Origin of the sequence: Tundrisphaera macrotermitis (assembly GCF_051175315.1) — a bacterium.
GTDB lineage: Bacteria > Planctomycetota > Planctomycetia > Isosphaerales > Isosphaeraceae > Tundrisphaera.
The window spans coordinates 4,776,969-4,790,810 of the sequence record NZ_CP195100.1 but is presented as its reverse complement, the minus strand read 5'-3'; the positions used below and the strand labels follow the sequence as shown (position 1 = coordinate 4,790,810).

The window sequence follows — 13,842 nt, the reverse complement described above, 5'->3', positions numbered from 1 at the left end:
CCGATGCGTCATCTCATCCCGACCCCGTGGCCGCTCTGCTGGCTGGTGTTGCTCGGCACGAGCGGTACGCTCGGCGCCCAGGACCTTCGCCCCGACGCCTCGCAACTCACGGTCGATCGCCTGTTCGGTGCGCACGAATTCGACGCCGAGGCCGTCCCGGAGCTGCGGTGGAGCGAGAGGTCATCGACGTACACCACGCTCGACAGGTCGCCCAACGGCAAAGGGGTCGAACTGGTCCGACACGATCCCGCGACGGGGAAGGAAGAGGTCCTGATTCCGGCGGCCGCATTCATCCCCGAGGACGCCAGGGAGCCGCTGGGCATCGAGGGATTCGCTTTCTCGCCCGATGAGAAGCAACTGCTCATCTCTACGAACAGCCGGAAGGTCTGGCGCCGCAACACGCGCGGCGACTACTGGCTGCTCGATGTGGCAACCCGCAAACTCCGGAAGCTCGGCGGCGAGATCCCCGAATCCACGATGATGTTCGCGAAGTTCTCGCCGGACAGCTCGCGTGTGGCCTACGTGCGCGAAAACAACCTGTATGTGCAAGACCTGCAGACCCTCGGCATCTCGGCACTGACGACCGACGGCGCGAAGACGCTCATCAATGGGACCGGCGATTGGGTCAACGAGGAGGAACTCGACCTGCGCGATGGCTTCCGCTGGAGCCCGGACGGCCGGAGCATCCTGTTCTGGCAGTTCGACACCGCCGGCGTCTCGGAGTTCCACCTCGTCAACAACGTCGTCAGCGACTCCCCGCGAATCACCTCGTTCGCTTATCCGAAGGTCGGCCAGGCGAACTCGGCCACCCGGCTGGGCGTCGTCCCGGCGGGCGGCGGGGCGGTCCGCTGGCTCGATATCCCGGGCGACCCGCGCGATCATTACCTGCCGCGCGCGGAATGGTCGCCCGACGGGTCGAAGGTCCTGGTCCAGCAGTTCAACCGGTTGCAGTCGGAACTCCGCGTGTGGCTGGCGGACCCGCACGGCGGCGGAGTTCGCAAGGTCATGACCGAAACCGACGAGGCCTGGCTGGAGAACGACAACCCCGTGCGCTGGCTGGATGGCGGCCAGGGCTTCCTGTGGGTGAGCGAACGCTCGGGCTGGCGGCAGGCCTATCGCGCGAATGTCGATGGCTCGCCTCCGACGCCGATCACCAGGGGAGAATTCGATCTCATCGAGGTCGATGCGGTCGATGAGGCGGGCGGTTGGCTCTATTACTCGGCCTCCCCGACGAATCCCACCCAACGATACCTGTTTCGCGCGAAGCTCGACGGCACCGCCACCGAACAGCTCTCTCCGGCGACGCAACCGGGCACGCACGGTTACGAGATCTCGCCGGACGCCCGGTGGGCGGTCCACACCCGGTCGGACTTCACGACGCCGCCCGTGGTGGAAATCGTCCGGCTCCGCGATCATTCGGTCGTCCGCACCCTGGCCGACAACCGGAAACTGCGCGACAAGCTCGCGACTTTGGCACGACCCCGGATCGAGTTCACCCGGGTGGAGATCGGCGGCGGCGTGACGCTCGACGGATGGGTCATCCAACCGGCCGAACTCGACCCGGATGCCAGGGTTCCGCTGCTGATGCACGTGTACGGCGAGCCGCACGGCCAGACCGTGCGTGATGCGTGGCCCGGCCCGCGCGGCCTGTGGCACTGGATGCTCGCCCAGCAAGGGTTCGTCGTGGCCAGCGTCGATAATCGCGGGACGGACTCGCCGCGCGGCCGGGCGTGGCGAAAATCCGTCCATCGCCAGATCGGCATCCTCGCCTCGCGCGAGCAGGCGGAGGCGGTGGGCAAGTTGCTCGAACGCCATCCCGCGATCGACCCGACACGGGTCGGGTCGTGGGGGTGGAGCGGCGGCGGGAGCATGAGCCTGAACGCCGTGTTCCGGTATCCGCAGGTCTACCGCACGGCGATCGCGATCGCCCCCGTCGCCGATCAACGGCTCTATGACACGATCTACCAGGAACGATACATGGGGCTTCCGGCCGACAACGCGGCCGGTTATCGGGACGGATCGCCGCTCACGCACGCCGGCAAGCTCCGCGGCAACTTGCTGATCATCCACGGCACCGGCGACGACAATTGCCACTACCAGGGGACCGAACGGCTCATGGATGAGTTGGTGGCGAAGGGCAAGCGGTTCGCCGTCCTCCCCTATCCCAACCGGTCGCACGGGGTGAGCGAGGGGAAGAACACCGAACAGCACCTGTGGTCCACGATGACCCGATACCTGCACGACAACCTGCGATCGCCCCACGCCCCCGCCCCCGAGGCGGTCTACGAGACGCGAGCCGTTCGCGGTTGGACGGTGCACGTGAACCGCGAACTGCTCGCGACCGAACCGAAGCTCACGGCGAAGGCCATCGACATCCTCGACGAGCAACTGGGGGAGATCACGCGAGTCGCGCCGAAGGAGGCGGTGGCCCGGCTGCAACGGGTGCCGCTGTATTTCAACCCCGAGTATCCCGGGGTCCGCCCCTCTGCCGAGTACCACCCGGGCGAGGATTGGCTTCGCAAGAACGCTCGCGACCCCGCGATGGCGAAAGCCGTCGAGTTCCACAACGTCCGCATCTTCGAGGCCGAGGCGAAGCGGATGCCGAACGTCACGCTGCACGAACTCGCCCACGGCTACCACGACCGCTTCGTGCCGGAGGGATTCGCCAACGCGGAGATCCGGGCCGCGTTCGCCCGCGCCCGGGAGTCGGGAAAATACGACCGGGTCGAGAGGCACCACGGCGACGGCCGGCCGAACACCCGCGAGAAGGCTTACGCGATGACGAACCCGATGGAGTACTTCGCGGAGACGAGCGAGGCGTACTTCTCGGGCAACGATTTCTACCCCTTCAACCTCGGCGAACTGGAGCAGCAAGACCCCGACATGGTCCGGTTGTTGGGGGAGATGTGGACGAAGTAGGAGACGGCCCTCGGCTCGAATGATGGGGCTCCGAGGGCCGCTCCGGGGGGTTCTCCGCATCGAGCCCCCCGGCCTCACCGGCCCCGCGAGCCGATCGGGTCGCCGGGGGGCGCGGCCAGGGGCTCGGTCCGGCGATGGGTGGCATCGGGGCGGGCCAGGAACCGGGCGATCTCGGACTGGATCGCCAGGGCATCGGCACTGCTGTCTTCGTCCCGGATCAGGGGCGTGAGCCGTTCCGAGACCGAGTAGCGCAGGCCGTTCGACGCGAGTGCCCGGACCTGGGGCGTGGCGGCCTCGTCGGACGCGAGCTCCATCAGCCGGCCGACGACGAGGTGGCGGACGGCGGACTGGATCGCGGCGGTTCGGGGGTCCGGGTCGCGGGGGGCGAAGGACCGGGCAATCAGGGCGTCGACGACCTCGCCGAAGCCGGGGTTGTCCTGGTCGCGGGCGTGGAACTCGACGAGCCGGGCGGCCCGCTCGGGTTGCAGGAGGGCGGAGGCCGCGAGGTCGGCGGCGATGGTCGCCGCGGCGATCGGGTCGAACGTCGGGCCGGTCCGCTTCGGGAACAACTCGGCCGTGCCCCCCTCGTGGCCGAAGGCGGTCGGGGGGATCAGCGCGAGGACCGCCGGCGGGAGGAGCAACTCCTTGGCGTCGATCGCGTCGAGCACCGCGGCCAGCGCCTCGCGCTGGCGGGCGGCCGGGACGACCTCGGCGACCTTCGGCGGATTGGGCCCGGCGGCCGTCTTCACGGCGAAGCTGTAATCGACCCCGCCCAGGGTCTTGGCCGCGGCCTGGAGCTGATAGCGGTGGTGGAGGTAGAGCGGCAGCAGCTTCGACTCCAGGTCCGACAGGGGGGCCCCTTCGGGGAGATTTCCCGGGCCGAAGCCGGCCAGCCCGACCCGCCGGACGCTCATCTCGTGGCGGAGCGAGGCGATGGGGTCGGGGCCGTCGTCCCAGAGGCTCGCCAGCGGGTGGGCGCCGCCGAGGGGACGGGCATCATCGTCGGACAGGAACCGCATCCCGGCGGCGACCCCCTCGGCGACGATCCGGCCCAGTTCCTTGGCCTCGTCCGCCCCCGGCGGGAACTGGGCGTAGGCGAACCGGGCGGCGAACTCGTCGTAGGGTCCGATCCCCCGCCCATAGGCGTCGGAGAGGTCGAGCCGGCCGTCGACGACCTTGACCCTCGGGGCCGGGTAGTCCATCACCGAGCCGCGTTCGTAGCTGCTGGCGGCGAAGTTGTGGGCGAAGCCCAGGGTGTGGCCGACCTCGTGCGCCGAGAGCTGGCGGATCCGGGCCAGGGTCATCGCCCCCAGGTCGCTCGCCGGGTCGGCCGCGGCGAGATACTCCGGCGCGGGGGGCATCGCCATCCCGCACCCGGACGCCGTGGGGACCAGGCCGGCGCCGATCAGGGCGTCCTGCCGCGCCCTCTGCGAGTCGAGCGAGACCGTCCCCTTGAGGATCTCGCCGGTCCTCGGGTCGGTGACGGTCGAGCCGTACGACCAGCCCCGCGTCGACCGGTGGACCCAGTGGATCACGTTGTACCGGAGGTCCATCGGGTCGGCCCCCTCGGGCAGGACCTCGACCCGGAAGGCGTCCTTGAACCCGGCCGCCTCGAACGCCTTGGCCCACCACGACGCCCCCTCGACCAGTGCCGAGCGGATCGGCTCCGGGGCGCCCCGGTCGACGTAATAGACCAGCGGCGCGACCGGCTCGGAGACGGCGAGGCTCGGGTCCTTCTTGGCCAGGCGATGCCGCGAGATCCAGCGGGTCTCGATCGGGGTCCCCGTCGGCGTGGCGAAGTCGGCGAACTCGACCGCGAACAGGCCCACGCGCGGGTCGAGCTTGCGGGGCGTGTAGCCCGGCCCCAGCTCGGGGAGTTCGACCAGCGAATGCCGCTGGCGCACGGTCACCGATCGGGGCGTGGGCGTGGTCGAGGAGACCAGCGGGCCGGGCTCGTCGTCGGTGGCGAAGGTGAGCGTGGCCTCGACCTCGGTGTTCTTCGGGAACGACTTCAGGCCGGCCCGGTCCAGGCCGCCCCGCGACTCGTCCGCCCTGTACTTCCCCTGTTTCCTCGCGGCCAGCCGTTCGGCCACCCCGTGGGCGTCGCGGAGGAAGAACGAGGTGGCATCGACCAGGAGGCGTCCATCCTCCTCGGCCTCGACCTTGAAGCCCGCGATCACCGACCGGGCGAACGAGTCGGCCACGGACCGCCGCTCGTCGGCGTTGTCGCTGAGGGCGCGGAAGCGGTAGTTGGGCTCCTCCAGCAGTAGCTTCGGCCCGACCTTGTGGAACGCGACGACCTTGGTGTCGCCGAGTTGGCCCCGGTCGAGCCCGATCGGGTTCGAGCCCACCCCGGTGGCCAGCGTCACCTGATAGAGGAACTCGCGGCCGGGCCGGGCGACCTCCATCCAGACCTTGCCGGCCGCCTCGTCCCAGTAGAGCGGGAAGAGGCCGTCCACCTTCGCGAGCTTCGCGGTCCGCTCGGCGATCGGCCCGGGAACCGCCGTTGGCTTCGTTTCGGCGGCCCTCGGGACCTCGGGGGCCGGGGCGGGAAGGACGGACTTCGGGATCCGCAGGGCCATCGACCCGGCGACGGTGACGACGTCGTACCGGCCATGATAGCCGACCAGGAGGTGGGCGGCCCAGGGCTCCAGGCCATAGTCGGAGACGAGCCACTTCACCATGTCGGAGGTGGCCATCTTCAGGCCGTTGTCCAGGGCGCTGGCGAATTCGGGCTGCGAGCCGATCGCGATGATCGCGTCGTCCGTCTCGACCCGGGGGCCGGCGGGGGCGGCCTTCTTCTTCAGCTCGACGGCGAACTCCAGGTCCATCGAGGTCTCGATCCCGGTGCCGGTCGACTCGCCGTCCCCTTGCAGGGCGTGGCCGTCGCCGACGAACAGGAGGGCTCCCGGATGATAGATCGGCAGGATGACCGTCGACCCTTCGCCGATCCGGTTGTAATCGAGGTTGCCGCCATAGGCCCCCGAGGGTCCCGAGGTGGGGGCGAAATCGCCCGGCGGGGCCACGCCGATGCAGCCGAGCATCGGGCTGGCGGGGAACTCCATCGCCAGCCGGGCACTCTTCGGCTCGCGGAGCCGGACCGTCTTCTTCTCCAGATCCAGGTCCCAGGGGACCAGGCTCGATCGCCCCTTGAACACGAGGTCGGGCTTGTCCTGGTTCGAGAAGACGGTCTCGACATCCTCCGGCGTCAGCGCGAACAGGCCGAGCCGGAAGGCGCTCCAGCCCCAGTCCCGGTTCATCCGCAGCGACCTGATCCTGACCACCAGCGCGTCGCCGGGCTCGGCCCCCTCGACGAAGAACGGGCCGGTCAGCGGGTTGAACGGCTCGCTCCGCTTCTCCCCCTTCTCGTCCATGCCGGCCGAGTCGAGCGTCCTGGTCGCCACGGTGTCGCCCGGCCTGACCCGGAGCAGGACCGGGTGGGCACGCGAGAACGTCCGGTAGTAGGTCGAGGCGGAGACGGTGTGGGTCTCGCCCGCGGTCGCGAGACAGATGAGGGCGGCGAGGGCGAAGTGGGCCATTCGATGGGGCTCCTCGATGCGGTCCGGGCCGATTCGATCGGGATCCACACGATTCTCGCCCGACCGGGCAACCCGGGCAACGCCCGCCCACAGGTCGATGCATCAATCCACGGCCCGGGACGTGCCGCCCGTCCCCATCAACCCCGCGCGGGCCGATTCGATCGGACGGCTGTCCTCCGCTTGCGGGCTGCCATCGAATGAGGTAGTTTTCATCTCGTTGATCCTTTCTGCTTGCCTGGATGTTGCCGCCCCGCATCGGCGCGGGCGTGATGGCCCCACGTTCGACCGGCGAGAATCCGGCACGGATCCGGGGCGAAGATCCATCTCCCATAGGACGAGGGCGCACTCATGAGGACGTCGGCGCGTCGCGGTTTCACGCTGATCGAGTTGCTGGTGGTGATCGCGATCATCGCCGTGCTGATCGCCCTGCTCCTCCCGGCCGTGCAGGCGGCGCGCGAGGCCGCCCGGAGGATGCAGTGCACGAATAATCTGAAGCAGATCGGGCTCGGCCTCCACAACTACCACTCCACCCACGATGCGTTCCCGCTCGGCTCGTCCTACAACATGGGCAAGAGCGTCGGCAGCTACGCCACGGGGAATAACTGGAGCGCGCAGGGGCTGATGCTGAACCACCTCGAACAGGCCGCCATGTACAACGCGATCAACTTCAACTGGGGGGTAGTCGGGGAATCCAACAACACGTTCATCTGCTGGATCGTCAACAGCACGGTGATCCTCAGCAAGGTCAACACCTTCCTCTGCCCGTCCGACCCTCACGCCGGGAATCCGAACACGAACAACTACCACGCCAGCCTCGGCACGACCACCCTGGGCGGCAACCGCGGCAGCGATGGTCTGTTCACCTACCAGTTGTCCTACGGGATCCGCGACACCACCGACGGCTCGTCGTCCACCGTCGCGTTCGCCGAGGCGACCGCCGGCCCCGCGCAGGAAACCTTCACCAAGGCCATCTCCCTCACGGCGGTCTCCTCGATCCCGAGCACGGCCATCGTGCTGAGCGCCTCCCAGGATCCGGCCTCCATCGAGTCGGGGATGTCCGCCTGCGATGCGGTCTACAACGCCCGCTCCGCCAAGATCGACAACACGCGGGGGGGCCTCTGGAGCAAGGGGGCGCAGGGCCACACGCTCTTCAACACCGTCGCCGTGCCCAGTTCCACCAAGCATACGTGGAGCGCCTGCTCGCAGAGCAACGTCGGCACGGCGGCCTTCAACAACGCCGGCAGCTACCACCCGGGCGGGGCGAACGTCCTGTTCGGCGACGGGAGCGTCCGGTTCGTGAAGTCCACGGTGAACCAGTCGACCTGGTGGGCCCTGGGGACCCGGGCCGGGGGCGAGGTCGTGAGCTCCGACAGCTATTGATGACCACATCCCGGCCGTGGCCGCCCCATCTTGACGGGGCGGGCCGCCGGGATGGCCTTACCCTCGGGGGCGGGGCGGCGTTAGGATGGGTCCGATCGAGATCCTCGGGGGCGAGGCGTGACCCAACCATGAGGCAAGGATCGGGACGACGGGCCGCCGTCCGCCGGATCGCGGCGGCCTTCTGCCTGGCCGCGGCGGGGCTGGGGGCGGACGACGGGCCGAGGCGCGACTACTTCGAGGCGAAGGTCCGCCCGGCCCTGATCGAGCATTGCTATCCCTGCCATTCGGCCGGGTCGGGCAAGGCGAAGGGGGGATTGCGGCTCGACGACCGCGAGGCCGCCCGCACCGGGGGCGAGTCGGGGCCGGCCGTCGTGCCGGGCCGGCCCGACGAGAGCCTCATGATCCAGGCCATCGGGCGGGGCGGCGAGGTTGCGCCGATGCCGCCTAAGGGGAAGCTCCCCGACGCGGTGGTCGCCGACCTCCGCCGCTGGGTGGAGGACGGGGCGGTCGACACGCGCGACGCCGGGGCGAAGCCCGAGTCGGAGGCCGATCGCTGGGCGCTCCGGCCCATCGGCGACTCGGCGGTGCCGGGCCTGGATGACGCGGGGAGGCGGTGGGCCCGGGGTCCGATCGACGCCTTCCTGCTGGATCGGCTCCGCCGCGACAAGCTCACGCCTTCGCCCGAGGCCGACCGCCGGACCCTGATCCGCCGCGTCACCTTCGACCTGCTCGGCCTGCCCCCCACCCCGGCCGAGGTCGACGCGTTCCTCGCCGACCCGGCGCCCGACGCCTATGAACGGCTGGTCGACCGCTTGCTGGCCAGCCCGCACTATGGCGAGCGCTGGGCCCGCCGCTGGATGGACCTGGCCCACTTCGCCGAGACCCACGGACACGACCAGGATCGGATCCGGCCCAACGCCTGGCCCTATCGCGACTACCTGATCGGCTCGTTCAACGCCGACAAGCCCTATGCCCGGTTCGTCCGCGAGCAGGTGGCCGCCGACGCCCTCTACCCCGACGAGCCCGGGCTGGCCCCGGCCCTGGGCTTCCTGGCGGCCGGGCCGTGGGACGAGAGTTCGCTCCGCGACATCCGCGAGGACAGCATCGACCGGCAAGTCGGCCATTACCTCGACCGCGACGACATGGTGGCCACCGTGATGTCCACCTTCGTCAGCAGCACGGTCCACTGCGCCCGGTGCCACGACCACAAGTTCGACCCGATCTCCCAGGCCGAATACTACGGACTCCAGGCCGTGTTCGCCGGCGTGGGCCGGGGCGACCGCCCCTACGACCCCGAGCCCGAGGTCCACCGCCTCCGCCGCGACCTCGCCGCCCGCCGCAAGGCGCTCGCCGATCGCGACCCGGCGGCGCTGGCATCGCTGATGGACGACGCGACCCAGTCCGAGGTCGCCTTGTGGGCCAAGAACCTGGCCGAATCCCGCACCCCCTGGACGGTCCTCGAACCCTCCCAACTGGAGGCCGCGTCCGGCACGACCCTGACCGTGCAGCCCGACCGATCGGTGCTGGCCGAAGGCCCCAAACCGGCCGAGGAAACCTACACGATCACCGCCCGGGCCGACCTGGCCGGGATCACCGCCGCCCGCCTCGAACTCCTGCCCGACGACCGCCTGCCGTCCCGGGGGCCCGGGCGGAACGACAACGGCAACCTCCACCTGACCGAGATCGCCGTCTCCCATTCATCGACTGATGGCGAATGGAACATCACGCCGATCGCGAGGGCCGTGGCGGACTTCGATCAGGCCGGATGGGGGATCGCCGCATCGATCGACGGCAACGGGCAGACCGCCTGGGGGATCCACCCCGAGGTCGGCAAGCCGCATGAAGGCGTCTTCGAGTTCCGCGAGGATGTCGGATCGGCCGGGGGCACCACGCTCCGGTTCGTGCTCCGCCAGACCTTCCCGGTCGGGCACACCATCGGCCGGTTCCGCCTGTCGGTCACCGCCGCCCCCCGGCCGGCGCGGGCGGGGTCGCTCCCGGGGCCGCTCGCCGCGCTCGTGGCGATCCCGGCGGAGGGCCGCACGCCCGAGCAGCGGCGAGAACTCGCGGCGATCTACCGGCTCGAGGACCTGGATCGCCGCATCGCCGCCCTGCCCCCCCGGCCGATGGTCTACGCGGCGGCCCCCGACTTCGTCCCGGACGCCAGCCACAGGCCGACCGCCGCCCCCCGCCCGGTCTTCGTCCTCAAGCGGGGCGAGATCCGCCAGCCCGGCGCGGCGGCCGTGCCGGGGGCCCTGGCGTGCGTGGCCGGCCTGCCCGCCCGGTTCGACGTGCCGGGCGAGGCCGACCGCCGCATCGCCCTGGCCGGGTGGCTGTCCGACCCCGGCAACCCCCTGACCTGGCGGTCGATCGTCAATCGGGCCTGGCAGGCCCACTTCGGCCGGGGGATCGTCGACACCCCCAACGACTTCGGCCGGATGGGCAGCCCGCCCAGCCACCCCGAACTGCTCGACTGGCTGGCCCGCACGTTCCGCGACGGGGGCGGGTCGCTCAAGGCCCTCGACCGGATGATCGTTACCTCGGCCGCCTACCGCCAGGCGTCGGCGCACGACGCGGCAAAGGCGGAGATCGACGCCGACAACCGCCTGCTCTGGCGGATGAACCGGGGCCGGCTCGACGCCGACCAGATCCGCGACGCGATCCTGTCCGCGTCGGGCCGGCTCGACACGATGATGGGCGGGCCGTCGGCGCGGCACTTCACGCTTGGGCCCGGGGTGCACGTCACGCCCACGGTCGACTATGCCTCGTACGACTGGGACGCCCCCGGCTCCGGCCGGCGGAGCGTCTACCGATTCTCGTTCCGGACCCTGCCCGACCCGTTCATGGACCTGTTCGACGCCGCCGACGCCTCGCAACTCACGCCGACGCGGAACGCCTCGGTCACGCCGTTGCAGGCGCTGGCGCTGCTCAACGACCCGTTCGTGATCCGCCATTGCGACCACTTCGCCCGCCGCCTGGAAGGGATGGCCGCGGACCCCGAGGGCCGCATCCGCGCCGGGTTCGCCCTCGCGGTCGGCCGCGACCCGGGGCCCGACGAGGTCCGGGAATGGGCGGACTATGCCGCCCGGCACTGCCTGGCGAGCTTCTGCCGGATGCTCCTCAACAGCAGCGAATTCCTGTTCGTGGATTGATCGCCGGAGGTTCGGGACCATGCTGGGACGGTCATCGCGACGCGACTGGCTCTGGGGGGTGGGCGGCGGGCTCGGCGGCATCGCCCTGGCCGACCTGCTCGGTCGCGGTGAGGCCCGAGCCGGGGAAGATCGCCCCCGCGCCGACCTCAACGGCGGGCTCCACCACCCGGCGAAGGCCCGCCGGGTGATCCAGATCTTCCTCAACGGCGGCGTCAGCCAGATGGACACCTTCGACCGCAAGCCGGAACTCGACCGGCGCCACGGCGAGGTGTTCGACCCCGGCGAGCACGTCGAGGGGGTCACCAGCGCCCCCGGCCGGCTCATGAAGTCGCCATTCCCTTTCCGGCAATACGGGGAATCGGGCCGCTGGGTCAGCGACGTCTTCCCCCACCTGGCGACCCGCGTGGACGACCTGGCCTTCGTGATGGCCCTGACCTCACGCACCAACGTCCACGGGCCGGCCAGCTACCTCATGAACTCGGGGTTCCTCACCCCCGGCTTCCCCTGCCTGGGGGCCTGGATCTCGTACGGCCTCGGGGCGCTGGGGGACAACCTGCCCACGTTCGTGGTCCTGCCCGACCCCAAGGGGTTGCCCTACAACGCCAAGGGGAATTTCTCGGCGGGCTTCCTCCCCATGGCGCACCAGGGGACGACCATCAACGCCTCTGCACCGGACCCGATCCCCGACCTGTTCCCGCCCGGGGTCTCGGCCCGATCCGCCCCGCCCGACGCCGAGTCCGAGGGACTGCGCCGGCTGGCCGCGATGAATCGCCGCCACGCCGGGGACCGCCCGGGGGACTCCCGGCTCGAAACCCGGATCGCCTCCTATGAGTTGGCCGCCCGGATGCAGCTGGCGGCCCCCGAGGCGCTCGACCTGAAGGGCGAATCGGCCGCCACCCGCGACCTCTACGGGCTCGACGACCCGACGACCGCCGACTTCGGCCGCCGCTGCCTGCTGGGCCGGCGGATGCTGGAGCGGGGCGTCCGGTTCGTCCAGGTCTGGAGCGGTGCCGGGGGGCCCAAGGACAACTGGGACAACCACACCGACATCCCCAAGGAACTCCCGGCGATCGCCCGCACCGTCGACCGCCCCACCGCCGGCCTGCTGGCCGACCTCAAGGCCCGGGGCCTGCTCGACGATACCCTGGTGATCTGGTCCACCGAGTTCGGCCGGATGCCGTTCACCCAGGGGGCCACCGGCCGCGACCACAACGGCGGCACCTCGGTCGCCTGGCTCGCCGGCGCCGGCGTCAAGGCCGGCGTCGCCCACGGGGAGAGCGACCCCTGGTCCTGGCGGGCCGCCTCCGGCGCCTCCACCGGCTACGACCTCCACGCCACGATCCTCCACCTCCTCGGCATCGACCACGAGCGCCTCTCGGTCCGCCACGACGGCATCGACCGCCGCCTCACCGACGTCCACGGCCACGTGATCCGCGAGATCCTGCCCTGAACGCGGGCGGAGGATCGCTCAGGCGATGACCTCCTTGATGACGTTCCCGTGGACGTCGGTGAGCCGGAAGTCGCGGCCCGAGTAGCGATAGGTCAGCCGGGTGTGGTCCAGCCCCATCAGGTGGAGGATGGTGGCGTGGAAGTCGTGGACGTGGACCGGGTTCTCCGCGGGGGAATCGCCATACTCGTCCGAGACCCCGTAGCTGAAGGCCCGCTTCGCCCCGCCGCCGGCGAAGAAGCAGGTGAAGCAGCGGCTGTGGTGGCCCCGCCCGCGCGGGGTGAGGTCCTGCCAGGGGGTCCGGCCGAACTCGGAGCAGCCGACGATCAGGGTCTCGTCGAGCATGCCGCGCTGCTTGAGGTCGGCGATCAGGGCGGCGATGGGCCGGTCGATGTTCCTGGCCAGCTTCTTGTGGTCGCCGATGTCGCCGTGGCTGTCCCAATTGGTGTTCGAGCCGACGTCGAAGAGTTCCACCACCCGCACGCCGCGCTCGACCAGGCGGCGGGCGACCAGGCACTGCGACGCGAACGAGGCCGGATCCGCGGCGTCGGCCCCGTAGAGATCGAGGGTCGGGCGGTCTTCGCGGCCGAGGTCGAAGGCCTCGGGGGCCTCGCGCATCAGGCCATACGCCGTTTCGAAGGTGGCCATGCGGGAGGCGAGGGCGTGGTCGCCGTCGCGGGCCGAGAGGTGCGCCGCGTTCAGGTCGCGGAGCATCAAACCCTCCAACTCGCGGCGGGAGACGGAGGCCACCGGGCTCTGCACGTCGGGCAGGGGCGACGGGCCGGGAATCACGCGAACGCCCTTGTGGTAGCCCGGCAGGAAGTTCGAATCCCAGGCCTGGAAGCCGTTATACGGCTCCTTGGCGGCGAGCACGATGAACGAGGGCAGGTTGGTGTTCAGCGTCCCCAGGCCGTGGCTGATCCAGGAGCCCAGGCTGGGCATCGGGATCGTGACCGAGCCGGTGTGCATGCCCAGGGTCGCCGCCGAGTGCCCGGCCGAGTCGCCGTGGACCGTGTGCAAGAAGCAGAGTTCATCGACCACGCCGCCGACGTGCTCGAATAGCTCGCTGACCATCTTGCCGGATTCGCCGCGCGGGCGGAACGCATAGGGGGAGGCCAGGAGCTTGCGCCCGGAAAACGGCTTGTCGTGGGCAGCCTGGAGCTTCGGCTTGAAGTCGAACGTGTCGAGGTGCGAGATCCCGCCCGTCATGAAGAAGATGATCAGATTCTTGGCCCGGGCGGGGAAATGCCCCGGCCTGGGGGCGAGCGGGTGCCCCTCGTTGGCGGCCGCGGCGACGGAAAGCTGGCGATAAAGCCCCAGCCCCCCGGCCGCGGCGAAGCCGGAGGCCCGGCGGAGCAGGGACCGACGATCGATCGGCGTGCCGGCCATGGGAAAGGCTCCTCGACGG

Annotated in this window: 6 protein-coding genes; 4 read left to right on the top strand and 2 right to left on the bottom strand. The window is 70.5% G+C overall.

The genetic code is table 11. The features are described 5' to 3' along the window. Positions 1-3: 3 nt before the first annotated feature. A complete protein-coding gene (locus TA3x_RS19340; protein ID WP_435016304.1) occupies positions 4-2,919 on the top strand; it encodes a DPP IV N-terminal domain-containing protein in 2,916 nt (971 codons plus the stop codon). A gap of 74 nt (positions 2,920-2,993) precedes the next feature. On the opposite strand, the gene TA3x_RS19335 is transcribed toward TA3x_RS19340, so the two are convergent. Next, complete coding sequence (locus TA3x_RS19335) at positions 2,994-6,458, bottom strand: zinc-dependent metalloprotease (RefSeq protein ID WP_435016303.1); 3,465 nt, start codon at positions 6,456-6,458, stop codon at positions 2,994-2,996. A 348-nt stretch (positions 6,459-6,806) separates the two neighbouring features. Between TA3x_RS19335 and TA3x_RS19330 the strand changes: the two genes are divergently transcribed. From TA3x_RS19330 to TA3x_RS19320, 3 genes are all read left to right on the top strand, one after another. Continuing rightward, entirely contained in the window at positions 6,807-7,838 is a 1,032-nt protein-coding gene (locus TA3x_RS19330) for a DUF1559 domain-containing protein (protein ID WP_435016302.1), read from the top strand. A gap of 128 nt (positions 7,839-7,966) precedes the next feature. Continuing rightward, entirely contained in the window at positions 7,967-10,987 is a 3,021-nt protein-coding gene (locus TA3x_RS19325) for a PSD1 and planctomycete cytochrome C domain-containing protein (protein WP_435016301.1), read from the top strand. Positions 10,988-11,006: 19 nt separating this feature from the next. Further along, complete coding sequence (locus TA3x_RS19320) at positions 11,007-12,437, top strand: DUF1501 domain-containing protein (protein ID WP_435016300.1); 1,431 nt, start codon at positions 11,007-11,009, stop codon at positions 12,435-12,437. An 18-nt stretch (positions 12,438-12,455) separates the two neighbouring features. Here TA3x_RS19320 and TA3x_RS19315 read toward each other — a convergent pair whose 3' ends face one another. Further along, positions 12,456-13,823 carry a DUF1501 domain-containing protein gene (locus TA3x_RS19315; RefSeq protein ID WP_435016299.1) on the bottom strand — a complete coding sequence of 456 codons (1,368 nt, stop codon included), beginning with the start codon at positions 13,821-13,823 and terminating at the stop codon, positions 12,456-12,458. Positions 13,824-13,842: the final 19 nt, after the last annotated feature.